We start from the raw sequence: 23,425 nt of genomic DNA, 5'->3' as shown, positions 1-23,425 counted from the left end.
TTAACGAAGCGCCACATACGGCGCGAGAGTTGGCAGGGGCAGAGGGAATCGAACCCCCAACCTTCGGTTTTGGAGACCGACGCTCTGCCAGTTGAGCTATACCCCTAAACCATTTTGGGGTTGACGACACCGCCAACCCCGAAACTACCGATCAACGAGAACTATCTGGCGTTACTCGAGGATCTTGGCAACGACACCTGCGCCGACGGTACGGCCACCTTCGCGGATTGCGAAACGCAGGCCTTCTTCCATCGCGATCGGGTTGATCAGCTTCACCGTGATCGACACGTTGTCGCCCGGCATGACCATTTCCTTGTCCTTCGGCAACTCGATCGAGCCCGTCACGTCCGTCGTCCGGAAGTAGAACTGCGGACGATAGTTGTTGAAGAACGGCGTGTGGCGGCCGCCTTCGTCCTTGCTCAGCACGTACACTTCGGCCGTGAAGTGCGTGTGCGGGTTGATCGAACCCGGCTTGGCCAGAACCTGGCCACGCTCCACGTCTTCACGCTTCGTGCCGCGCAGCAGGATACCAACGTTGTCGCCTGCCTGACCCTGGTCGAGCAGCTTGCGGAACATTTCCACGCCCGTGCAGGTCGTCTTCACCGTCGGCTTGATACCGACAATTTCGATTTCCTCGCCGACCTTCACGACGCCGCGCTCAACGCGACCCGTCACCACCGTGCCACGACCCGAGATCGAGAACACGTCTTCCACCGGCATCAGGAACGAGCCGTCAACTGCGCGCTCCGGCGTCGGGATGTACGTGTCCAGCGCGTCAGCCAGGTTCATGATCGCCACTTCGCCCAGCTCGCCCGTGTCGCCTTCCAGCGCCAGCTTGGCCGAACCCTTGATGATCGGCGTATCGTCGCCCGGGAAGTCGTACTTCGACAGAAGTTCGCGCACTTCCATTTCGACCAGTTCCAGCAGCTCAGCGTCGTCCACCATGTCGCACTTGTTCAGGAACACGATGATGTACGGCACACCGACCTGACGCGCCAGCAGGATGTGCTCACGCGTTTGCGGCATCGGGCCGTCTGCTGCCGAGCACACCAGGATCGCGCCGTCCATCTGCGCTGCGCCCGTGATCATGTTCTTCACATAGTCAGCGTGGCCCGGGCAGTCGACGTGTGCGTAGTGGCGGTTAGCCGTTTCGTACTCGACGTGTGCCGTATTGATCGTGATACCACGTGCCTTTTCTTCCGGCGCCGCATCGATCTGGTCGTATGCCTTGGCTTCGCCGCCAAACTTCTTGGTCAGCACCGTCGTGATCGCCGCCGTCAGCGTGGTCTTGCCGTGGTCAACGTGACCGATCGTGCCGACGTTCACGTGCGGCTTGGTCCGCTCAAACTTACCCTTGGCCATTTTCGACTCCTAAGAGGATTTATCCGTACGTTGCGCCGCGCGCAAACAATCACCGAGTACTTCTGGTGCCCATGGGCAGGATCGAACTGCCGACCTCTCCCTTACCAAGGGAGTGCTCTACCACTGAGCCACATGGGCGCTACTGCTGTGTCACTGGAGCGGGTGAAGGGAATCGAACCCTCGTCGTAAGCTTGGAAGGCTTCTGCTCTACCATTGAGCTACACCCGCAAGGATCCATGGATTCCCAACTACTGCTACAGCTTGCATTCTGGTGGAGGAGGTTGGATTCGAACCAACGTAGGCGTAAGCCAACAGATTTACAGTCTGCCCCCTTTAGCCACTCGGGCACCCCTCCGCAGAGAACTGATGATTATGAGGGAACAACCGCTTGTTGTCAAGGCTTGCTTGACCGTCCCAAACTCATAGCTCTCACTTATATAGTGATTCTGACGCCGCCGTAAACGCAGAAACCCCACCGTTTCGGGGTGGGGTTTCTGTTGCTGCAGGGGAGCCTGACGATTACCTACTTTCACACGGGAATCCGCACTATCATCGGCGTGGAGTCGTTTCACGGTCCTGTTCGGGATGGGAAGGGGTGGGACCGACTCGCTATGGTCATCAGGCATGACTTGTTGCCGTACTGCCCTGGGGCAATACCGCCAATCTGGAAGAAGTAGCTGAGAGGATGTCTCTCGGTAATGCGTTGGGCTGTGTTGTTTCCGGCACAACACTGATCTCAACCTGTGTGTTCTGGAGACCCTGCGCGTGGCGCAGGGTGGGGCATCCATAAGTGCCAAAGCACTAACGGCTGCCGACACACACCTGTTATAGGATCAAGCCTTACGGGCAATTAGTATCAGTTAGCTTAACGCATTACTGCGCTTCCACACCTGACCTATCAACGTCCTGGTCTTGAACGACCCTTCAAGGGGCTCGAAGCCCCGGGGATATCTCATCTTAAGGCGAGTTTCCCGCTTAGATGCTTTCAGCGGTTATCTCTTCCGAACATAGCTACCCGGCGATGCCACTGGCGTGACAACCGGTACACCAGAGGTTCGTCCACTCCGGTCCTCTCGTACTAGGAGCAGCCCCCTTCAAATATCCAGCGCCCACGGCAGATAGGGACCAAACTGTCTCACGACGTTTTAAACCCAGCTCACGTACCTCTTTAAATGGCGAACAGCCATACCCTTGGGACCGGCTACAGCCCCAGGATGAGATGAGCCGACATCGAGGTGCCAAACACCGCCGTCGATATGAACTCTTGGGCGGTATCAGCCTGTTATCCCCAGAGTACCTTTTATCCGTTGAGCGATGGCCCTTCCATACAGAACCACCGGATCACTATGACCTGCTTTCGCACCTGCTCGACTTGTCGGTCTCGCAGTTAAGCACGCTTATGCCATTGCACTATCAGCACGATTTCCGACCGTACCTAGCGTACCTTCGTACTCCTCCGTTACACTTTGGGAGGAGACCGCCCCAGTCAAACTGCCTACCATGCACTGTCCCCGACCCGGATCACGGGCCAAGGTTAGAACCTCAAACAAACCAGGGTGGTATTTCAAGGACGGCTCCACGCAGACTGGCGTCCACGCTTCACAGCCTCCCACCTATCCTACACAGACCGGTTCAAAGTCCAATGCAAAGCTACAGTAAAGGTTCATGGGGTCTTTCCGTCTAGCCGCGGGGAGATTGCATCATCACAAACACTTCAACTTCGCTGAGTCTCGGGAGGAGACAGTGTGGCCATCGTTACGCCATTCGTGCAGGTCGGAACTTACCCGACAAGGAATTTCGCTACCTTAGGACCGTTATAGTTACGGCCGCCGTTTACCGGGACTTCAATCAAGAGCTTGCACCCCATCATTTAATCTTCCGGCACCGGGCAGGCGTCACACCCTATACGTCCACTTTCGTGTTTGCAGAGTGCTGTGTTTTTATTAAACAGTCGCAGCCACCAGTTTATTGCAACCCCTTCACCCTTCTGGCGCAGGCCAGTCAAGCTACAGGGGCGTACCTTATCCCGAAGTTACGGTACCAATTTGCCGAGTTCCTTCTCCCGAGTTCTCTCAAGCGCCTTAGAATACTCATCTCGCCCACCTGTGTCGGTTTGCGGTACGGTCTTGTTAAACTGAAGCTTAGAGGCTTTTCTTGGAACCACTTCCAGTTGCTTCGTGACCTAGATCACTCGTCCCATGCCCTTGAATTGCGCGCCCGGATTTGCCAAAGCGCCTTCTCCAACACAGGAACCGGGACTTCCAACACCCGGACAACCTTCCGCGATCCGTCCCCCCATCGCATTTAACAATGGTGCAGGAATATTAACCTGCTTCCCATCAGCTACGCATTTCTGCCTCGCCTTAGGGGCCGACTCACCCTACGCCGATGAACGTTGCGTAGGAAACCTTGGGCTTACGGCGAGGGGGCCTTTCACCCCCTTTATCGCTACTCATGTCAGCATTCGCACTTCCGATACCTCCAGCGCACTTTTCAATGCACCTTCGCAGGCTTACGGAACGCTCTCCTACCATGCACATTACTGTGCATCCGCAGCTTCGGTATATTGCTTAGCCCCGTTACATCTTCCGCGCAGGACGACTCGATCAGTGAGCTATTACGCTTTCTTTAAAGGATGGCTGCTTCTAAGCCAACCTCCTGACTGTTTTAGCCTTCCCACTTCGTTTCCCACTTAGCAATATTTGGGGACCTTAGCTGGCGGTCTGGGTTGTTTCCCTCTTGACACCGGACGTTAGCACCCGATGTCTGTCTCCCGTGATTGCACTCTTCGGTATTCGGAGTTTGCTATGGCGTAGTAATCCTCAATGGACCCCACAACCATGACAGTGCTCTACCCCCGAAGGTGATACACGAGGCACTACCTAAATAGTTTTCGGAGAGAACCAGCTATTTCCAGGTTTGTTTAGCCTTTCACCCCTATCCACAGCTCATCCCCTAACTTTTCAACGTTAGTGGGTTCGGACCTCCAGTACGTGTTACCGCACCTTCATCCTGGCCATGGATAGATCACCTGGTTTCGGGTCTACACCCAGCGACTGAACGCCCTGTTCGGACTCGCTTTCGCTACGCCTGCCCTAATCGGTTAAGCTTGCCACTGAATGTAAGTCGCTGACCCATTATACAAAAGGTACGCCGTCACCCCTTGCGAGGCTCCGACTGTTTGTATGCATGCGGTTTCAGGATCTGTTTCACTCCCCTCCCGGGGTTCTTTTCGCCTTTCCCTCACGGTACTGGTTCACTATCGGTCGATCACGAGTATTTAGCCTTGGAGGATGGTCCCCCCATCTTCAGACAGGATTTCACGTGTCCCGCCCTACTTGTCGTACACCCAGTTCTTCCTCGCTGTTTTCGTCTACAGGGCTATCACCTGCTATGGCGGCACTTTCCAGAGCCTTCGACTAACAATGAAGATAAAGAGTACAGGCTGGTCCCATTTCGCTCGCCACTACTCTGGGAATCTCGGTTGATTTCTTTTCCTGCGGTTACTTAGATGTTTCAGTTCACCGCGTTCGCTTCGCATAGCCTATGTATTCAGCCATGGATACTCCATACGGAGTGGGTTTCCCCATTCGGATATCGGTGGATCAAAGCTCGTTTGCCAGCTCCCCACCGCTTTTCGCAGGCTACCGCGTCCTTCATCGCCTGTGATCGCCAAGGCATCCACCACATGCACTTGTTCGCTTGACCCTATAACGGGTGTGTCTCCGCCACGCTTGCGCATGACTTCATCACATCGTTACAGGTTGAGTATTCGTGTTGCGCCGTATTCCAAAGCAATCTTTCGATCACTTATAAAATACATTGATACAATCACAACCCTGATTCACCTACTCGGACACCCATCTCTAAGTATCCTTTCGTGAATCTCTTTACTACTTCTTCCTGATTGTTAAAGAACGACAGCCGATATAAAGCTCTGCTTCATATCACTCTGACTGGCTCAATCGCCAATGCCTGTTTCACTACACCGCAAACATCTTTCAATGTTCACCGCAGTAAAACCGGCATTGAGGATTGGTGGAGGATGACGGGATCGAACCGACGACCCCCTGCTTGCAAAGCAGGTGCTCTCCCAGCTGAGCTAATCCCCCAGTCATACACAGATATCACTACCTGTACTCATACCCAGAGGTTTCAGTTGATCAGCCACCGCAGAAACAGTGGTGGGTCTGGATGGATTCGAACCATCGACCCCCGCCTTATCAAGACGGTGCTCTAACCGACTGAGCTACAGACCCCTGAGTCTGTCTTTTTCACAGCCGATAAGCGTGAGCGCTCAACGTTTGACACGTTAGCTCGAGAAAGGAGGTGATCCAGCCGCACCTTCCGATACGGCTACCTTGTTACGACTTCACCCCAGTCATGAATCCTACCGTGGTGACCGTCCTCCTTGCGGTTAGACTAGCCACTTCTGGTAAAACCCACTCCCATGGTGTGACGGGCGGTGTGTACAAGACCCGGGAACGTATTCACCGCGGCATGCTGATCCGCGATTACTAGCGATTCCAGCTTCACGCACTCGAGTTGCAGAGTGCGATCCGGACTACGATCGGTTTTCTGGGATTGGCTCCCCCTCGCGGGTTGGCGACCCTCTGTTCCGACCATTGTATGACGTGTGAAGCCCTACCCATAAGGGCCATGAGGACTTGACGTCATCCCCACCTTCCTCCGGTTTGTCACCGGCAGTCTCCCTGGAGTGCTCTTGCGTAGCAACTAGGGACAAGGGTTGCGCTCGTTGCGGGACTTAACCCAACATCTCACGACACGAGCTGACGACAGCCATGCAGCACCTGTGTTATGGCTCCCTTTCGGGCACTCCCACCTCTCGGCAGGATTCCATACATGTCAAGGGTAGGTAAGGTTTTTCGCGTTGCATCGAATTAATCCACATCATCCACCGCTTGTGCGGGTCCCCGTCAATTCCTTTGAGTTTTAATCTTGCGACCGTACTCCCCAGGCGGTCAACTTCACGCGTTAGCTACGTTACCAAGTCAATGAAGACCCGACAACTAGTTGACATCGTTTAGGGCGTGGACTACCAGGGTATCTAATCCTGTTTGCTCCCCACGCTTTCGTGCATGAGCGTCAGTATTGGCCCAGGGGGCTGCCTTCGCCATCGGTATTCCTCCACATCTCTACGCATTTCACTGCTACACGTGGAATTCTACCCCCCTCTGCCATACTCTAGCCCGCCAGTCACAAATGCAGTTCCCAGGTTAAGCCCGGGGATTTCACATCTGTCTTAGCGGACCGCCTGCGCACGCTTTACGCCCAGTAATTCCGATTAACGCTTGCACCCTACGTATTACCGCGGCTGCTGGCACGTAGTTAGCCGGTGCTTATTCTTCCGGTACCGTCATCCCCCCGGGGTATTAACCCAGAGGTTTTCTTTCCGGACAAAAGTGCTTTACAACCCGAAGGCCTTCTTCACACACGCGGCATTGCTGGATCAGGCTTGCGCCCATTGTCCAAAATTCCCCACTGCTGCCTCCCGTAGGAGTCTGGGCCGTGTCTCAGTCCCAGTGTGGCTGGTCGTCCTCTCAGACCAGCTACAGATCGTCGCCTTGGTAGGCCTTTACCCCACCAACTAGCTAATCTGCCATCGGCCGCCCCTGTAGCGGGAGGTCCGAAGATCCCCCCCTTTCCTCCGTAGAGCGTATGCGGTATTAATCCGGCTTTCGCCGGGCTATCCCCCACTACAGGACACGTTCCGATGTATTACTCACCCGTTCGCCACTCGCCACCAGGATTGCTCCCGTGCTGCCGTTCGACTTGCATGTGTAAGGCATGCCGCCAGCGTTCAATCTGAGCCAGGATCAAACTCTTCAGTTCAAACCTGTTACTGTTTTTCGGTTGTTTTACCAACCGGTCGCTCACTCAACGTACTGACGAATGATCCTCCTGCCGGCGTGAATCCACCCCAGCAGGAAAACCTTTCCTTGATACCAGTGTGAGACTTGATACTTTCGCTTGTCGACAGACCCCGAAGAATCCATCAGCGCGTCGCGCATCAAGCGCCCACACTTATCGGCTGTTAATTTTTAAAGATCGAGTGCGCATTCACCACCAAACCGCCACCGCGCGTCGTCAACCTCACAACCACCCGGCACCGCTTCGTTCTGCGTCGCTGCATCAGCAGCAGAGAAACGAGATTATGAAGACTCTTTTTCGTTTCGTCAACAACTTTTTTCCGCTTTCGCTTAAAACCTTGTTGACGCTACGGCCGCTGGTTTCTGCAGCGGCGCTCGTTCGCAAACGAGGAGGCGAATATTAGGCGAACATCAGCGATGTGACAAGGGTTTGACGAAGATATTTTTTTGGCGAGTCATTTCCGGGTCGAATTCACCACGGCGTCCAGCGGGACCGCCTGAGCCATTGCTGCGTAGCCTGTGTCGCTGGGATGGATGTGGTCGCCGCTATCGTAGGCTCGTTGCAGACGCTCAGGCTGTGCCGGGTCGCGCAGCGCGGCGTCGAAATCCACCACGCCGTCGAACGCGCGGCTGGTTCGGATCCATTGGTTGACGGCAAGCCGAATACTCTCGCGCGGCGCCGGCAAGGATGCCGGCGTTAGCGTCGCGCCGAATACTTTCACGCCGCTTTGCCGTGCGGCGGCGATCACCCTTTGATAGCCGGCAATCAGATCAGCGGCCGTCACTGAGGTATGCGGGAAATCGCAGTCGAGACCACTGTGAGCAGGCATCTCTGCAAAGTTGATGTCGTTGATGCCGATCAGCAGAATCGCCGTCTTGACGCCCGGGTGTTCGAGTACGTCGCGATCGAAGCGCTTGACGAGCGCGTCGCCGTAGCAGGGGGAGTCGCTAAGCAAACGGTTGCCGCTGATACCGAGATTGACGATCGCAGTCGACCGATCGCTGGTGCTGGCGACCCGGCGTGCCAGCGCGTCCGGCCAGCGACGATTCTGATTGAGGCTGGAGCGCATACCGTCGGTGATCGAATCGCCGATCGCCGCAACGGTAGCCGATGCAGGCGCCTCCACCGACATACCGGTCACCCACACGTAGTGCGTAAAACGGCCGCGAAATGAATCGGCGGAAGGGTCGGCGGTGTGATTGCCCGGTGCAGAAACGTAGTTCACCTGGCTCGACACCCTATGCCACGCCACGATTCGCTGCTCCGGCCCCATGAACGCGCTGATCGCGTATGGCGCGCCTTCAGCGATGTCGATCGCCACCGGATCGCTATCCAGCTCGCCGCCGGCCGGGATACTCACGGCCGTCCTGCCGCCAAACGTCACGCGCGCGTCGCCATTGCCTTGCGCCGCTGCACCGCCAGCCGAGCGCGCGATCCGCAGATCGTCGACGACCAGCGGTGTCTTGCCGTACTCGTTGCTGAGATGGATTCGTGCGGATTTTCCCGACAGCGTCGGGTAGACAATCTGGCGAACCGTACGCCCTGCCACCTCCGGAGCCCGGTACAACGGCGGCAAATCCGCTTGCTGGGGAATGGGTTGCAGCGCCGTCGCCCAAGTGGTGACCCAGTGCGCAGGGGCGTCGGCGGCGAAAGCAGTCGGGGAAACGGCGAATTGAGACAGCAGCGCCGCGCCACATGCGGCGGCCAGGATGCGAATGGTCATTCGGGTGGTCGGTTCGAGGCGAAACGTGCATTGTGCCCGATCACCCCGGCCACCGCGGTCGCCCCGCCCCACTCAAGCTGCGGTCTGCGCCCCAGTCATCTTCAACGCCAATGCTTCGGCCACCTCGATCCCGTCGATGGCTGCCGAGTAGATCCCGCCGGCATACCCCGCTCCCTCCCCAGCCGGATACAGCCCCTCGACATTCATACTCTGATAATCGTCCCGGCGACGCACCCGAATCGGCGACGACGTTCTCGTCTCAACGCCGGTGAGCACGGCATCATGCATCGCAAATCCGGCAATCTTCTTGTCCATCTGCGGCAACGCTTCGCGAATCGCTTCGATCACATAATCGGGCAACGCGGTGCTGAGATCGGTCGGATGTACGCCAGGCTTGTATGACGGCACCACCGAACCCAGCGACGTGGACGGCCGGCCAGCGATAAAGTCGCCGACCAGCTGACCCGGCGCCTGATAATTCCCACCGCCCAACTCGAACGCCCGTTCTTCCCACTTGCGCTGAAAGGCGATGCCGGCGAGCGGGCCTCCCGGATAATCGTCCGGCGTAATGCCGACAACGATCCCCGCGTTTGCATTGCGCTCCGCCCGTGAGTACTGGCTCATGCCATTAGTGACCACGCGGCCAGGTTCGGAAGTCGCCGCCACTACAGTGCCGCCCGGACACATACAGAAGCTGTAGACCGCGCGCCCGTTGCTACAGTGATGCACCACCTTATAGTCGGCGGCGCCCAGCTGCTTGTGGCCCGCGAACTTGCCGAAACGGCTGCGATCGATCAAACCCTGCGGATGCTCAATCCGGAAACCAAGCGAAAACGGCTTCGCTTCAAGATAGACGCCGCGATCGTGCAGCATCTGGAAGGTGTCCCGCGCGCTATGGCCGACCGCCAGCACCACGTGATCGCAGCGCAAGGTTTCGCCGGTCGATAACTTCAGTCCGCGCACTTTGCCCTGATCGATCTCGATATCGTCGACCCGGGTCTCGAACCGAACCTCGCCGCCGAGTTCATGAATGGTCGCGCGCATCTTTTCGACCATGCTGACGAGCCGGAACGTGCCGATATGCGGCCGGCTCAGATAAAGAATGTCCTCCGGCGCGCCTGCCCGGACGAATTCATCAAGCACCTTGCGGCCGTAGTGCTTCGGATCCTTGATCTGGCTATAAAGCTTGCCGTCCGAAAACGTACCCGCGCCGCCTTCGCCGAACTGCACGTTCGATTCGGGATTCAGCACCGATTTGCGCCACAGGCCGAAAGTGTCCTTGGTGCGCTCGCGCACGGCCTTGCCGCGCTCCAGGATGATCGGCCGGAAGCCCATTTGCGCGAGGATCAGGCCAGCAAACAGGCCACACGGGCCCATGCCGATCACGACCGGGCGCAGCGTGGTCAATTGCGCCGGCGCTTTGGCGACGAAATGGTACGTCATATCCGGCGTCACGCCGCAGTGCGGGACTGCGGTAAGCCGCTTCAGCGCGGCCGCCTCATCTTTCACCTCGACATCGACGATATACGTCAGCTTGATATCGGCGCGCTTGCGCGCATCGTGCGCACGGCGAAACACGGTGTATCGGAGGAAGCCGTCCGCAGCCACGCCGAGTTCCGCGAGGCGCGCGAGGATCGCTGCTTCGAGATCGCTTTCGGGATGGTCGAGCGGGAGTTTGATTTCGCTTAGACGTAACATGAGTACCGGGGGATGCAGGAAGGCCGCAAATCGCGGCCAATTCGCAATTTTATAGGTTATGCGTCGGCGCGGGGCAGCGGCAGTCGCGAAACGCGTCGGGCATGACTCCCGCCATCCTCTATCGAGACACTCACTTCATCTTAAAAAATTTATTAACCGACCGGTCGGTTGATTTATACTGCGCAAACACAGACAACTTCCGCTGAGAGCGTCCCCATGTACACGCAATCCCTGGATATCCCCGGCAATGTCGCCCCGCTCGATGCGGCCGCGAGTGCGCCCGAGCAGGCTCAATTCGATGCAGTCATGGCGGCCGACGGCAAGATCGAGCCGCAGGACTGGATGCCTGAGGCCTACCGCAAAACGCTGGTGCGGCAAATCTCGCAGCACGCGCATTCGGAGATCGTCGGCATGCTGCCGGAAGGCAACTGGATCACGCGCGCGCCCAGCCTGAAGCGCAAGGCGATCCTGCTCGCCAAAGTGCAGGACGAAGCCGGCCACGGCCTCTATCTATATAGCGCGGCCGAAACGCTCGGCGTGTCGCGCGATCAGTTGATCGCCGCACTGCACTCGGGCAAAGCCAAATATTCGAGCATCTTCAATTACCCGACGCCCACGTGGGCAGACGTCGGCGTGATCGGCTGGCTGGTCGACGGCGCGGCGATCATGAACCAGATTCCGCTGTGCCGCTGCACCTACGGCCCCTACGCCCGCGCAATGATCCGCATCTGCAAGGAGGAGTCGTTCCATCAGCGCCAGGGTTTCGACGCGCTGATGTCGATGATGGGCGGCACCGAAGCACAACGCGAGTTGGTCCAGCAGGCCGTGAACCGCTGGTGGTGGCCGGTGCTGATGATGTTCGGCCCGAGCGACAAAGACTCGATCCATAGCAATCAGTCGTCGCAATGGGGCATCAAGCGCATTTCCAACGACGATCTGCGCCAGAAATTCGTCGACGCCACCGTCGACCAGGCCAAGGTGCTCGGCGTCACGCTGCCGGACCCGGACCTGAAGTGGAACGAAGCACGCGGCCACTACGACTATGGCGACATCGACTGGGAAGAATTCTGGCGCGTCGTGAATGGCGACGGCCCATGTAATCGCGAACGCCTCGCCACCCGCGTGAAAGCACACGACGACGGCGCCTGGGTGCGCGAAGCCGCCCTCGCCCACGCCGAAAAGCAACGCCAGCGTGCACAGCAGCACGCCGCCTGAACCGGGCGACAAACCAGGCAAAGAATCAGGAGATCAGCATGAACAAGGAATGGCCGATTTGGGAAGTCTTCGTGCGCAGCAAGCAGGGACTCGACCACAAACATTGCGGCAGTCTGCACGCCGCCGACGCGCCGATGGCGCTGCGCATGGCGCGCGACGTCTACACGCGCCGCCAGGAAGGCGTGAGCATCTGGGTGGTGCCGTCGTCGGCGATTACGGCGTCCGCGCCGGAAGACAAGGCGGAGCTGTTTGAACCGGCTGGCGACAAGATTTACCGCCACCCGACGTTCTACACGCTCCCCGACGAAGTCAACCACATGTAAGCGCGCCCATGGACATCACGCCCCAACATCTGTCATACGTGCTGCGCCTCGCGGATACCGCGCTGATCCTCGGTCAGCGCAATTCCGAATGGTGCGGCCACGGCCCGATCCTCGAAGAAGACATCGCGCTGTCCAACATGAGCCTCGATCTGATCGGCCAGGCGCGCCTGCTGTACACGCACGCCGCCTCGCTGGAACAGCAGCTCACCGGCAAAAGCCGCACCGAAGACGACTACGCGTACTTCCGCGCCGAACGCGAGTTCGCCAACTACACGCTGGCCGAGTTGCCGCATTACGGCCCGCTCGCCGGCACCGCGCAAGCGGAGAAGGACTACGCGGTCACGATCGTGCGCAATTTTCTGTACTCGACGCTGATGGCACATCTGTGGACGGCGCTCACTGCGTCGACGGACGAGCAGCTCGCGGCGATCGCGTCCAAGTCGATCAAGGAAACCAGCTATCACGTGCATCACGCCGGCGAATGGCTGATCCGTTTCGGCGACGGCACCGACGAATCGCATCGCCGCGCACAAGCCGCGCTCGATTATCTGCTGCCGTACACGCGTGAGTTCTTCAGCGCGGACGCCGTGGAGGAGATCATCGCCGCCGCCGGGATCGGCCCACGAACGTCGGAACTCGAGGCGGCATGGCTCGACGACGTGCGCGCCACGCTCGAAGAAGCCACGCTGACGCTGCCCGAAGCGGTGAAGCACATCACGACCGGCAAGCACGGCGAGCATTCGGAGCACATGGGCTTCGTGCTGGCCGAAATGCAGAGCCTCGCGCGCCAGCATCCCGGCGCCACTTGGTAAGCGCCTCAACGGAAACCTGACGATGACGACCTCGACTGCCATGTCCGCCGCCGACACCGCGCTTGAACGCGCATGGGCCGCGCTCGAAACGGTGCCTGATCCGGAAATCCCGGTGGTGTCGATTCGTGAGCTCGGCATTTTGCGCGACGTGCGCCGTGCCACCGACGGCGCGCTGGAAGTCGTCATCACGCCGACCTACTCCGGCTGCCCGGCCATGTCGCAGATCGCGGAAGACGTCGCCCATGCGCTCGAAGTGGCGGAGCTCAAGCCCTACCGGATCGCCACCGTGCTCGCGCCGGCATGGACCACCGACTGGATAACCGCGGACGCGCGCGAAAAGCTGCGCGCCTACGGCATCGCGCCGCCTGTCGGCAACTGCGGCAGCACCGCGCCGTCCCGGGAAAACGTGGTCCGCTTCATGCCGCGCGCCCTAACGGTGCCCTGCTGCCCGCGTTGCGGCTCGGCCCATACCGAACGCCTCGCGCAATTCGGGTCGACGGCCTGCAAGGCGTTGTACCGCTGCCTCGACTGCCGCGAACCCTTCGACTACTTCAAACCGTACTGATATGGCTACCCCGCAATTTCACCCGCTGCGTATCCGCGAAGTGCGGCCCGAAACCGCCGACGCGGTTTCGGTCGCTTTCGAAGTCCCTGTCGAACTGCGCGATCAATACCGCTTCACGCAGGGCCAATTCGTCACGTTGAAAGCGCACATCGACGGCGAGGAAACGCGCCGTTCGTATTCGATCTGCGTCGGCGTCACCGATTACGATCGCGACGGCGAACTGCGCATCGGCATCAAGCGCGTGCGCGGCGGGCGTTTCTCGAACTTCGCGTTCGACACGCTGCAACCCGGCCACACAATCGACGTCATGACGCCGGACGGCCGCTTTTTCACGCATCTGAACGCGGACCAGGGCCAGCAGTACATCGCGTTTTCCGGCGGCTCGGGCATCACGCCGGTGCTCGCGATCATCAAGACAACGCTGGAGATCGAGCCCCGCAGCACGTTCACGCTGGTGTACGGCAACCGTAGCGTCGATCAGATCATGTTCGCGGAAGAGCTTGAAGATCTGAAGAATCGCTTCATGAACCGCTTCGTGCTTTATCACGTGCTGTCCGACGACTTGCAGGACGTCGAGTTGTTCAACGGTGTGCTCGATCAGGAAAAATGCGCGGCCTTCATCGAAAACCTGTTGCCGGCGGATGCGATCGACGAAGCCTTCATCTGCGGCCCCGCTCCGATGATGGATGCCGCCGAAGCCGCGTTGAAAGCCGCCGGTGTGCCGCCTGAGAAGGTACACGTCGAACGCTTCGGCTCGCCGCTGCCGCAAGCCGGCGTGCCGCCGGTCGAAATCACCGACGACACGCCCGCCGCGGACCTCGAAATCGTCCTCGACGGCAAGAAGCGCAAACTCCGTCTGCCGTATCAGGGCGTGAGCGTGCTCGACGTCGGCTTGCGCGCCGGTCTCGCATTGCCTTACGCATGCAAGGGCGGCGTCTGCTGCACTTGCCGCGCAAAGGTGCTGGAAGGCGAGGTCAAGATGGAAAAGAACTACACATTGGAAGAACACGAAATTCGCGACGGTTTCGTGCTCACCTGCCAATGCCATCCGATCAGCGATCGCGTCGTGGTGAGCTACGACGAGCGTTGAATTGGGGCGCAGCGCGGCTGACGTGTGACGGCCGTAGTGCTTTCAGCAGGTCCGCGATCCGCTTACACTAGGGGCCGCTCATTGATCGGACAATCGTCCGCATCGACGAGCGGCCCTTTTTGTTATTTGCCAGCCCAAGCCACAGCCGATGAGCACGATCCACCTCACCAACGGCGATGTCGCCGCCGAGTCACTGCGCACCGCGCTGCACGAGGCGGGCCGCGACGAACGCGTGCACGCGCTGCGTGACGATCTGGCAGTCGGCCCGCTACGCGGCATCGACGACGCGCCTGACGTGCGGGCAGACTTCTGGGATCGCGTCAGCGCCGACACGAAGCGTGATTTCCGTCGAGAATTCCGCGAGCATACGGCGGCGCTGGAAACGATCGCGGGCGGCGACGCGAATCTGGTGGTCTGGCACGGCGAGAGCGCGTCCGATCAACTGATGCTGCGCCGCGTCTGCTACCACTTGCGTCACAGCCCGCAGCGGCTCAACGACGTGCGCCTGTCGATTCGCGACCTCACCGATCCGGGCGCATGGGCGCACAGCCGCAGGGACCGCGCGACGTCCGTCGGCATGTTCCCGCCGATCGTGCTGCAAGCCCGTCTGTCGGATGCCGCGCCGATTTCGGTGCTACGGATCAGCCGGCTCGCACTCGAATGGCAGGAAGTCAAACAGGCGAACGGCGAGACGCGGCGCTGGCGCGACAACACGTTCACGAGCGGCAGCTTCGCCGACCTCGACGCACTGATTCTCGAGCACGCGAGCGACACCTGGCAGCCGGCCGCACGGATTGCCGCCGAATTGAGGGCCGCCGAACTCTGGTTTCTGGTCAGTGACAGCATTGTGCTGTGGCGCTTGCGCGAACTGGCCGCGAGCAGGCACATCAAGCTGCGCGGCGACGCGACCGCGTGGCGCACGCTGGAGCTGTGCGCCGCCCTGACTCCCTGTCCACACTAATAAAATCAACGACTATGGCCCGCACTCGAGCCCCCGACCACGAAACCCAGCGCGACCAGATTCTCGAATTAGCCGCAGCGAAATTCGCCCAAACCAGCTATCCGAGCACGTCGATGGCCGATCTCGCCGCCGCGAGCGGCACTTCGAAAGCGCGCCTGTACCACTACTACGCGAGCAAGGAAGCAATCCTGTTCGATCTGCTGGACCGTTACACGAAGCGGCTGATGCTGATCATCGCCGAGGTAGAAGGCGCGAGCCAACGCCGTGGATTGACGGAACGGGAAACGTTCGCCGAATTGATTCGCGCGTTTCTGTCGGAGTACGAGACGTCGCACAGCCGGCACGTCGCGCTCCTGAATGACGTGAAATATCTGGTCGACACCCAGCGCGAGGTCATTTTGAACCGCCAGCGCGACGTGGTCGCGGCGTTCGCGCGGCAACTGGCGCGCGCCTATCCGGAGCGCGCAACGCGCGAAAACCAGACCGCCCTCACGATGATGGTGTTCGGCATGATCAACTGGACCTTCACCTGGCTCAAGCCAGACGGGCGGATGGGCTATCGGGAATTTGCCGAGCAGGTGGTCGGCATGGTGGACCACGGATTGAGCGCAGCGCCGACGTGATTGCGCACGGCAACATTGTTGTGACGAAATAGTCGCCGATACGCGACACTTCGTCACGAACGCTCGTTCAATTTATTTTTTCTTAAAAATCAACTACATAAAAATAGGGAGCAAACTTTTTAGGCAATCTAGTCAAATATTGATACGGGTTTTCCCTAGTGCGCGGTATGCGTTTCCGCTAAAATCGTTTTTGCGGTGCACCAAACCGCTTGATTACAAGGAGAACCTGACCATGAACATGCTTACACCCCGTGCCGCTGAGCCGATCATTGCAGACGATCGCCCGTTGCAGCCAACTGGTCGCGCGCCTGCTCTGGTTCGGGAACTCACTGCCGTCGACCGCGAACGGCTGCTCACCCACTTCCTCGCACTCGACGAAGACGATCGCTTGTTGCGCTTCGGTCAGATCGTGCCGGACCACGTCATCGAAAACTACGTCCGCGCGATCGACTTCACGCGCGACACCGTCTTCGGCGTGTTCAATGGCCAGTTGCAACTGACCGGCGTCGGCCATCTGGCGTATCTGCCGGCCGAAGGCGATAAGCGCACGGCCGAGTTCGGCGTGTCGGTGCTGGAAAGTGTGCGCGGTCAAGGTATCGGTACCAAGCTCTTCGAGCGCGCCGCCATTCGCAGCCGCAATACGCATGTCACCACCCTCTATATGCATTGCCTGTCGCGCAATTCGACCATGATGCACATTGCGAAGAAGGCCGGCATGAAGATCGAATACGCGTACGGTGAGGCCGACGCCTATCTGACGCTGCCGCCGGCGGATCAATCGAGCATCATCGCGGAAATGCTGCAGGAGCAAGCCGCGGTGTTCGACTACGCGCTCAAGCGTCAGGCACGTCGGACATCGAAGCTTTTCGAATCGTTTTTGCCGGCGGAAGCCGCAGCGTAAGCGGCCTACTTCGGGCGGAAATGACAAAGGGCGGCCAAGGCCGCCCTTTCTGTTTTCCTGCCGCGCGTCGCGCCCGGTACTTACAAAATCGGCAGCGCCGTCGTCTCCTTGAACTTCTCGAGCGAAAAGCTCGTCTTCACGTCGATTACAGATGGATGGTGCAGCAACTGGTCCTGCACGAACCGTGAAAAGTGCGCCATATCCTCAACCTGCACACGCAGCAGGTAATCCATGTCACCAGTCATCGCGTGACATGCGACCACTTCCGGCCACGTTTGCACCGCTGCGCGGAACAGATCGGCATGCGTGGCGTCGCCGCGCGGGCTGAGCGCCGGACCGCGGCGCTTTTCCAGCCGCACATTGACGTAGGCGAGCAGATCGAGCCCAAGCTTTTGCGCATCAAGCAGCGCGACGTAACCGCGAATCACTCCGCTCTCCTCCAGCCTGCGGATACGCCGCAAACATGGACTAGGCGACAGGTTGACGCGCTCCGCGATCTCCTGATTCGACAACCGGCCATTCTCCTGAAGGATCGCCAGAATACGCCGGTCGATAGCATCTATCTCTATATTGGCCATTTTCTGCCGTCCGCACGAAAAATTAAGCTAGAAAATAGCTCCAGCGTATCGGTATGCAATTAAGTTCGCAAGTTTTCGCCGCGGGTCCGCCTTTACACTTGCGTCATTCAATCGCGCCATATGCGCCCCGCCCCTTAGCTTTGCATGGGACCAGAGTAAGCGCTAACTCTGGTCGACTTAGCTTTGCATGGGACCAGAGTAAGCGCTAAAGCGCTAACTCTGGTCGACACAGGAGAGAGACAATGCAGGTTTCAACTTGGGACAATCCCGTCGGTACCGACGGCTTCGAATTCATCGAATACACCGCGCCGGATCCGAAGGCGCTCGGCAAGCTCTTCGAACAGATGGGCTTCACGGCCGTCGCGCGGCATCGTCATAAAGATGTGACGCTGTATCGCCAGGGTGGAATCAACTTCATCGTCAACGCAGAACCGGATTCGTTCGCGCAGCGTTTCACGCGCCTGCATGGCCCGTCGATCTGCGCGATTGCCTTCCGCGTTCAGGACGCCGCAAAGGCTTATAAGCTGGCTCTGGAAAAAGGCGCCTGGGGCTTCGACAACAAAACCGGCCCAATGGAACTGAACATCCCGGCGATCAAGGGAATTGGCGATTCGCTGATCTATTTCGTCGACCGCTGGCGTGGCAAGAACGGCGCTGAGCCGAACAGCATCGGCAACATCGACATTTACGACGTCGACTTCGAGCCGATTCCGGGCGCGAACCCGAATCCGGTCGGCCACGGCCTCACCTACATCGACCATCTGACGCACAACGTCCACCGCGGCCGCATGCAGGAATGGGCGGAGTTCTACGAGCGTTTGTTCAACTTCCGCGAAGTGCGTTACTTCGACATTGAAGGCAAGGTGACGGGCGTGAAGTCGAAGGCGATGACCTCGCCGTGCGGCAAGATCCGCATTCCGATCAACGAAGAAGGGTCAGACACGGCCGGCCAGATCCAGGAATACCTCGACGCGTATCACGGTGAAGGTATCCAGCACATCGCGCTCGGTAGCAACGACATCTATCGTACGGTGGACGGCTTGCGCGCGGCGAACATCTCGCTGCTCGATACAATCGACACGTACTATGAACTCGTTGACCGCCGCGTGCCGAACCACGGCGAGCCGCTCGACGAATTGCGCAAGCGCAAGATCCTGATCGACGGCGCGCCGGACGATCTGCTGCTGCAGATCTTCACCGAAAACCAGATCGGCCCAATCTTCTTCGAGATCATCCAGCGCAAGGGCAACCAAGGCTTCGGCGAGGGCAACTTCAAGGCGTTGTTCGAATCGATCGAACTGGATCAGATCCGCCGTGGCGTGGTGCAGGACAAGGCTTAACGTCTCTGCCCCAAGGTGGGCCTGCTGAAATAAAAAAGGCGAAGATCTTGCGATCTTCGCCCTTTGTCGTTTGCGCCGTTGTCCGCAGCCAAACAACGGCCGGATTTTCAACCGACACGTCGCATCAGCGACGCATCACGAATTCTGCTCTTCCTCGTCGGCCTTCGTGGATGGCGTTACCCGCTCCACCGCAATGCGCGCCGGCGCGACTTGAGCCGTGCGGGTGACTGCGTTCGACGACAGCGTCCCAGCGGTGCCCGAGCGCACCGGTGCGCTCATTGCGAAGAATGCGGCCGAGACCATCAGGAACGTCTGGATATTTCTAGTGTTCATGCGTACTCCTTTTCTGACTGCCCTGCTGCCGTGAAGCTCCACCGAATGCGGAGCGTTGCGCGGACATTGCTCACAGGTGGGGGATTAGACAGACATTTCAACCTCGGTTCCGCAGTTTTGAAGCTTTTACAGCTTGTTACAGCGGCAAGACCCAAGCAGCCGACGGTGACGGCTATCCGGCGCAAATCCTCGAAAATCGCGCTGCAGCGCCGCATTTTTGAGCCAAAGCGGCGGGTTTTCACCAGTGCTACCATCACTTAAAACACGTCAATATGGCGACCCCGGCCTTACGCATTCACAAGATGCGGCGGTCCAAAAAAGTTTTGGTGATCCCAAACTCGGTGGAGGAGTACACATAATGAATGCCCCGCTAGACGCAGGTCAGCGAGCCTCGCTCGAAGCCGCGTTGTCTTCCGTCACGCTCGACGACAAATACACCCTCGAACGCGGCCGCGCCTACATGAGCGGCATCCAGGCGCTGGTGCGTCTGCCGATGCTGCAGCAGGAACGCGACCGGACTGCGGGACTCAATACCGCCGGCTTCATCTCCGGTTATCGCGGATCGCCGCTCGGCGGACTCGACCAGTCGCTGTGGAAGGCACAAAAGCATCTCGCCGCACACCAGGTCGTGTTCCAGCCCGGCGTCAACGAAGACCTGGCGGCGACTGCCGTGTGGGGTTCGCAGCAGGTCAATCTGTACCCGAGCGCCAAGTACGATGGCGTGTTCTCGATGTGGTACGGCAAAGGCCCGGGCGTCGACCGCAGCGGCGACGTCTTCAAGCACGGCAACTCGGCTGGCTCCTCGCAGCACGGCGGCGTTCTCGTACTGGCCGGTGACGACCACGCGGCCAAATCCTCTACACTCGCACACCAGTCCGAACACATCTTCAAGGCTTGCGGTCTGCCGGTGCTGTTCCCGTCGAACGTGCAGGAATATCTCGACTTCGGCCTGCACGGCTGGGCGATGAGCCGCTATTCCGGTTTGTGGGTCGCGATGAAGTGCGTGACCGACGTGGTCGAATCGTCGGCCTCGGTCGATATCGATCCGCACCGCACGAAAATCATTCTGCCGGACGACTTCGCGATGCCCGTGGGCGGTCTCAACATCCGTTGGCCGGATCCGCCGCTGGTCCAGGAAGCGCGTCTTCTCGACTACAAGTGGTACGCGGCGCTCGCCTACGTGCGCGCGAACAAACTGGATCGCGTCGAAATCGATTCGCCGAATGCGCGCTTCGGCATCATGACGGGCGGCAAGGCCTATCTCGACGTCCGTCAGGCGCTGACCGATCTCGGTCTCGACGACGACACCTGTTCGCGTATCGGCATCCGTCTATACAAGGTCGGTTGCGTATGGCCGCTCGAAGCGCAAGGCGCGCAAGCCTTCGCGCGCGGCCTCGACGAAATTCTGGTGGTTGAAGAAAAGCGTCAGATTCTCGAGTACGCGATCAAGGAAGAGTTGTACAACTGGCCGGACGCGCAACGTCCGCGGGTGTTCGGCAAGTTCGACGAAAAAGACGGCGCGGGCGGCGAATGGTCGGTGCCGATGGGCAACTGGCTGCTGCCGGCACATTACGAGTTGTCGCCCGCGATCATCGCCAAGGCGATCGCCACGCGGCTCGACAAATTCGACCTGCCGTCCGACGTGCGCGCTCGCATCGCCACGCGTATCGCCGTGATCGAAGCGAAGGAAAAAGCATTGGCGCGGCCGCGCGTCGAAGCCGAGCGCAAGCCGTGGTTCTGCTCGGGTTGCCCGCACAACACGTCGACCAATGTGCCGGAAGGCTCACGCGCGATGGCCGGCATCGGCTGTCACTATATGACCGTGTGGATGGACCGCAGCACCAGCACCTTCAGCCAGATGGGCGGCGAAGGCGTCGCGTGGGTCGGCCAGGCGCCGTTCACCAACGACAAGCATGTGTTCGCCAACCTCGGCGACGGCACCTACTTCCACTCGGGCCTGCTCGCCATTCGCGCGGCAATCGCGTCGAAAGCGAACATCACCTACAAGATCCTCTATAACGACGCGGTCGCCATGACGGGCGGCCAGCCGGTCGACGGCGTGCTGACCGTGCCGCAAATCACGCATCAACTTGCCGCCGAAGGCGCGACGAAGATCGTGATCGTCACGGACGAACCGGAGAAGTACAGCGCGAACGTCGGCCTCGCCCCGGGCATCGACATCCATCATCGCGACAAACTCGATGAGGTGCAGCGCCAGCTTCGCGAGATTTCCGGCACGACGATCCTGATCTACGACCAGACCTGCGCCACTGAAAAGCGCCGTCGCAGGAAACGCGGCACGTATCCGGATCCGGCGCGCCGCGTCGTGATCAACGAGGCCGTGTGCGAAGGCTGCGGCGATTGCTCGGTGAAGTCGAATTGTCTGTCGGTCGAGCCGCTCGATACCGAGTTCGGCACCAAGCGCCAGATCAATCAGTCGACCTGCAACAAAGACTTCTCGTGTGTGAACGGGTTTTGCCCGAGTTTTGTCTCGGTGGAAGGCGGGCAACTGCGTAAGCCTAAGGCGGCCTCAGGCATCGTTGGTGATGCGATGCCACCGGTGCCGGAACCCGAACTGCCGTCGATCACGCGTCCTTACGGGGTGCTGGTGACGGGCGTCGGCGGCACCGGCGTCGTGACGATCGGCGCGCTGCTCGGTATGGCCGCGCATCTGGAGAATAAGGGCGTCACGGTACTCGACGTCACCGGCCTCGCGCAAAAAGGCGGCGCCGTGATGAGCCACGTGCAGATCGCCAACCAGCCAGCCGACATCCACGCGACACGCATTGCGATGGGCGAAGCCAGTCTCGTGATCGGCTGCGACGCAATCGTCACAGCTAGCGACGAATGCGTCTCGCGGATGCAAGTGGGCCGCACGCGCGTCGTGCTGAATAGCGCACACACGCCGACGGCCGAGCTCATCAAGAACCCGAACTGGCGCTTCCCGGGCAGCAGCACGGAAGCGGATGTGCGCGCCGGCGCCGGCGACGAGGGTGTCGATACGGTCGACGCGAATCACTTCGCCGTCGCGCTGCTCGGCGACGCAATCTATACGAACCCGTTCGTGCTCGGTTACGCATGGCAACGCGGCTGGGTACCGCTGACGTATCAGTCGCTGATGCGCGCGATCGAACTGAACAACGTGCAGGTCGAGAAGAATCGTGCGGCGTTCGAATGGGGCCGTCGCGCCGCGCACGATCTGGCCGCTGTGCGCAAGCTCGCGCAATCGCAAGGACGCGGCAGCGCAGCGGAAACGGCGAGCAGCAAGATCATCTCGCTGCACACACCGAAGGCGCTCGACACGCTGATCGACAAGCGCGCCGACTACCTCGCCGCATGGCAAAACGCCGCGTACGCGGACCGTTATCGCGCATTGGTGTCGCAAGTGCGCGTGGCGGAATCAGCGCTCGATTCGATCGACGACCAGTTGCCGTTGACCGAAGCCGTCGCGAAGAACCTCCATAAGCTGATGGCGTACAAGGACGAGTATGAAGTCGCGCGTCTGTACAGCGATCCGGCGTTCATCGAAAAACTGAAGGCGAATTTCGAAGGCGACTGGAAGCTGCACATCCACCTCGCGCCGCCAACGTTCTCGAAGAAGGATGCCCAAGGCCACCTGGTGAAGAAGAAGTACGGTCCGTGGGTGTTCAACGCAATGCACGTGCTGGCGAAGCTCAAGTTCCTGCGCGGAACGGCGCTCGACCCGTTCGGCAAGACGGAGGAACGTCGCACCGAACGCGCGCTGATCGCCGAATACGAGGCACTGGTGCGCGAGCTGATCGGCGGCCTGACGGCGACGAAGCGGGAACTGGCAATCGAACTGGCGAATCTGCCGGACGGCATCCGCGGCTATGGCCACGTGAAGGAAAACAATCTGAAGGGCGTGCGGGTCAAGTGGAACGAGTTGCTGACGCGCTGGCGCTCGCCGGAGGCAGGAAAGACTCAGCACGCGGCGTGATCCCGCTGACTTAATCGGTTTGCATGAGTCTGAAATAAAAAAACGCCACGG

The 23,425-nt window shown here is 59.6% G+C and carries 15 protein-coding genes, 6 tRNA genes and 3 rRNA genes; 10 read left to right on the top strand and 14 right to left on the bottom strand.

The features are described 5' to 3' along the window. Positions 1-30: 30 nt before the first annotated feature. The 12 genes from WN982_RS01500 to WN982_RS01445 form a co-directional block, all read right to left on the bottom strand. Positions 31-106, bottom strand: a tRNA-Trp gene (locus WN982_RS01500). Positions 107-171: 65 nt separating this feature from the next. Beyond that, positions 172-1,362 carry an elongation factor Tu gene (gene tuf, locus WN982_RS01495; protein WP_025496714.1) on the bottom strand — a complete coding sequence of 397 codons (1,191 nt, stop codon included), beginning with the start codon at positions 1,360-1,362 and terminating at the stop codon, positions 172-174. A gap of 63 nt (positions 1,363-1,425) precedes the next feature. Next, positions 1,426-1,500, bottom strand: a tRNA-Thr gene (locus WN982_RS01490). Between the two features lie 16 nt (positions 1,501-1,516). Further along, positions 1,517-1,590 (bottom strand) — tRNA-Gly (locus WN982_RS01485). Between the two features lie 41 nt (positions 1,591-1,631). Then, a tRNA-Tyr gene (locus WN982_RS01480) sits at positions 1,632-1,717 on the bottom strand. 155 nt (positions 1,718-1,872) lie between these two features. Then, positions 1,873-1,985 (bottom strand): 5S ribosomal RNA (gene rrf, locus WN982_RS01475). A gap of 206 nt (positions 1,986-2,191) precedes the next feature. Beyond that, positions 2,192-5,070: ribosomal RNA gene (locus WN982_RS01470) — 23S ribosomal RNA — on the bottom strand. Between the two features lie 328 nt (positions 5,071-5,398). Beyond that, a tRNA-Ala gene (locus WN982_RS01465) sits at positions 5,399-5,474 on the bottom strand. Positions 5,475-5,544: 70 nt separating this feature from the next. After that, positions 5,545-5,621: transfer RNA gene (locus WN982_RS01460), tRNA-Ile, on the bottom strand. A gap of 63 nt (positions 5,622-5,684) precedes the next feature. Next, positions 5,685-7,215: ribosomal RNA gene (locus tag WN982_RS01455) — 16S ribosomal RNA — on the bottom strand. Together the 16S, 23S and 5S rRNA genes with 5 tRNA genes alongside form the textbook arrangement of a ribosomal RNA operon. Before the next feature lie 493 nt (positions 7,216-7,708). Continuing rightward, a complete protein-coding gene (locus tag WN982_RS01450; protein WP_341314091.1) occupies positions 7,709-8,977 on the bottom strand; it encodes an SGNH/GDSL hydrolase family protein in 1,269 nt (422 codons plus the stop codon). Positions 8,978-9,049: 72 nt separating this feature from the next. Further along, the gene (locus tag WN982_RS01445) at positions 9,050-10,675 is read right to left on the bottom strand and encodes an NAD(P)/FAD-dependent oxidoreductase (RefSeq protein WP_341314090.1); all 1,626 of its coding nucleotides are present in this window, start codon (positions 10,673-10,675) and stop codon (positions 9,050-9,052) included. A 216-nt stretch (positions 10,676-10,891) separates the two neighbouring features. Between WN982_RS01445 and paaA the strand changes: the two genes are divergently transcribed. The 8 genes from paaA (at position 10,892) to WN982_RS01405 (ending at position 17,165) form a co-directional block, all read left to right on the top strand. Then, the gene (gene paaA, locus WN982_RS01440; RefSeq protein ID WP_341314089.1) at positions 10,892-11,890 is read left to right on the top strand and encodes a 1,2-phenylacetyl-CoA epoxidase subunit PaaA; all 999 of its coding nucleotides are present in this window, start codon (positions 10,892-10,894) and stop codon (positions 11,888-11,890) included. 38 nt (positions 11,891-11,928) lie between these two features. After that, positions 11,929-12,213, top strand: a complete 285-nt coding sequence (gene paaB / locus WN982_RS01435) for a 1,2-phenylacetyl-CoA epoxidase subunit PaaB (RefSeq protein ID WP_007179854.1) — start codon at positions 11,929-11,931, stop codon at positions 12,211-12,213. Positions 12,214-12,221: 8 nt separating this feature from the next. Continuing rightward, positions 12,222-13,025, top strand: coding sequence for a 1,2-phenylacetyl-CoA epoxidase subunit PaaC (gene paaC, locus WN982_RS01430; protein ID WP_341314088.1), 804 nt, complete (start codon positions 12,222-12,224; stop codon positions 13,023-13,025). Between the two features lie 22 nt (positions 13,026-13,047). After that, positions 13,048-13,590 carry a 1,2-phenylacetyl-CoA epoxidase subunit PaaD gene (gene paaD, locus WN982_RS01425; RefSeq protein ID WP_341314087.1) on the top strand — a complete coding sequence of 181 codons (543 nt, stop codon included), beginning with the start codon at positions 13,048-13,050 and terminating at the stop codon, positions 13,588-13,590. A 1-nt stretch (position 13,591) separates the two neighbouring features. Continuing rightward, positions 13,592-14,680: a 1,2-phenylacetyl-CoA epoxidase subunit PaaE gene (gene paaE, locus WN982_RS01420; RefSeq protein ID WP_341314086.1), complete on the top strand. Its 1,089-nt coding sequence runs from the start codon at positions 13,592-13,594 to the stop codon at positions 14,678-14,680. Positions 14,681-14,828: 148 nt separating this feature from the next. Then, on the top strand, positions 14,829-15,641 hold the full coding sequence (locus tag WN982_RS01415; protein ID WP_341314085.1) for a DUF1835 domain-containing protein: 813 nt from the start codon (positions 14,829-14,831) through the stop codon (positions 15,639-15,641). A gap of 14 nt (positions 15,642-15,655) precedes the next feature. Next, positions 15,656-16,264: a TetR/AcrR family transcriptional regulator gene (locus WN982_RS01410; RefSeq protein WP_341314084.1), complete on the top strand. Its 609-nt coding sequence runs from the start codon at positions 15,656-15,658 to the stop codon at positions 16,262-16,264. Between the two features lie 232 nt (positions 16,265-16,496). After that, on the top strand, positions 16,497-17,165 hold the full coding sequence (locus WN982_RS01405) for a GNAT family protein (protein ID WP_341314083.1): 669 nt from the start codon (positions 16,497-16,499) through the stop codon (positions 17,163-17,165). An 80-nt stretch (positions 17,166-17,245) separates the two neighbouring features. On the opposite strand, the gene WN982_RS01400 is transcribed toward WN982_RS01405, so the two are convergent. Next, positions 17,246-17,743: an Lrp/AsnC family transcriptional regulator gene (locus WN982_RS01400; protein WP_341314082.1), complete on the bottom strand. Its 498-nt coding sequence runs from the start codon at positions 17,741-17,743 to the stop codon at positions 17,246-17,248. A 242-nt stretch (positions 17,744-17,985) separates the two neighbouring features. Here WN982_RS01400 and hppD point away from each other — a divergent pair, with 242 nt between their 5' ends. Continuing rightward, complete coding sequence (gene hppD / locus WN982_RS01395) at positions 17,986-19,083, top strand: 4-hydroxyphenylpyruvate dioxygenase (protein WP_341314081.1); 1,098 nt, start codon at positions 17,986-17,988, stop codon at positions 19,081-19,083. 135 nt (positions 19,084-19,218) lie between these two features. Here the strand turns inward: hppD and WN982_RS01390 are convergent, their stop codons facing one another. Continuing rightward, entirely contained in the window at positions 19,219-19,416 is a 198-nt protein-coding gene (locus tag WN982_RS01390) for a hypothetical protein (protein WP_341314080.1), read from the bottom strand. Positions 19,417-19,774: 358 nt separating this feature from the next. Here WN982_RS01390 and WN982_RS01385 point away from each other — a divergent pair, with 358 nt between their 5' ends. Next, positions 19,775-23,374: an indolepyruvate ferredoxin oxidoreductase family protein gene (locus WN982_RS01385; RefSeq protein WP_341314079.1), complete on the top strand. Its 3,600-nt coding sequence runs from the start codon at positions 19,775-19,777 to the stop codon at positions 23,372-23,374. Positions 23,375-23,425 lie beyond the last annotated feature (51 nt).

The sequence above is a fragment of the Paraburkholderia sp. IMGN_8 genome, from assembly GCF_038050405.1.
Classification (GTDB): domain Bacteria; phylum Pseudomonadota; class Gammaproteobacteria; order Burkholderiales; family Burkholderiaceae; genus Paraburkholderia.
The sequence above is the reverse complement of the archived record's forward strand: the minus strand, read 5'-3'. Positions and strand labels throughout refer to the sequence as shown.

Excerpts from the sequence above, each read along its gene's own strand:
- tuf (WP_025496714.1), bottom strand. The coding sequence starts at position 1,362 with ATGGCCAAGGGTAAGTTTGAGCGGACCAAGCCGCACGTGAACGTCGGC.
- hppD (WP_341314081.1), top strand. The coding sequence starts at position 17,986 with ATGCAGGTTTCAACTTGGGACAATCCCGTCGGTACCGACGGCTTCGAA.
- paaB (WP_007179854.1), top strand. The coding sequence starts at position 11,929 with ATGAACAAGGAATGGCCGATTTGGGAAGTCTTCGTGCGCAGCAAGCAG.
- WN982_RS01410 (WP_341314084.1), top strand. The coding sequence starts at position 15,656 with ATGGCCCGCACTCGAGCCCCCGACCACGAAACCCAGCGCGACCAGATT.
- paaA (WP_341314089.1), top strand. The coding sequence starts at position 10,892 with ATGTACACGCAATCCCTGGATATCCCCGGCAATGTCGCCCCGCTCGAT.
- paaD (WP_341314087.1), top strand. The coding sequence starts at position 13,048 with ATGACGACCTCGACTGCCATGTCCGCCGCCGACACCGCGCTTGAACGC.
- WN982_RS01445 (WP_341314090.1), bottom strand. The coding sequence starts at position 10,675 with ATGTTACGTCTAAGCGAAATCAAACTCCCGCTCGACCATCCCGAAAGC.
- WN982_RS01450 (WP_341314091.1), bottom strand. The coding sequence starts at position 8,977 with ATGACCATTCGCATCCTGGCCGCCGCATGTGGCGCGGCGCTGCTGTCT.
- paaC (WP_341314088.1), top strand. The coding sequence starts at position 12,222 with ATGGACATCACGCCCCAACATCTGTCATACGTGCTGCGCCTCGCGGAT.
- paaE (WP_341314086.1), top strand. The coding sequence starts at position 13,592 with ATGGCTACCCCGCAATTTCACCCGCTGCGTATCCGCGAAGTGCGGCCC.
- WN982_RS01385 (WP_341314079.1), top strand. The coding sequence starts at position 19,775 with ATGAATGCCCCGCTAGACGCAGGTCAGCGAGCCTCGCTCGAAGCCGCG.
- WN982_RS01405 (WP_341314083.1), top strand. The coding sequence starts at position 16,497 with ATGAACATGCTTACACCCCGTGCCGCTGAGCCGATCATTGCAGACGAT.
- WN982_RS01415 (WP_341314085.1), top strand. The coding sequence starts at position 14,829 with ATGAGCACGATCCACCTCACCAACGGCGATGTCGCCGCCGAGTCACTG.
- WN982_RS01400 (WP_341314082.1), bottom strand. The coding sequence starts at position 17,743 with ATGGCCAATATAGAGATAGATGCTATCGACCGGCGTATTCTGGCGATC.
- WN982_RS01390 (WP_341314080.1), bottom strand. The coding sequence starts at position 19,416 with ATGAACACTAGAAATATCCAGACGTTCCTGATGGTCTCGGCCGCATTC.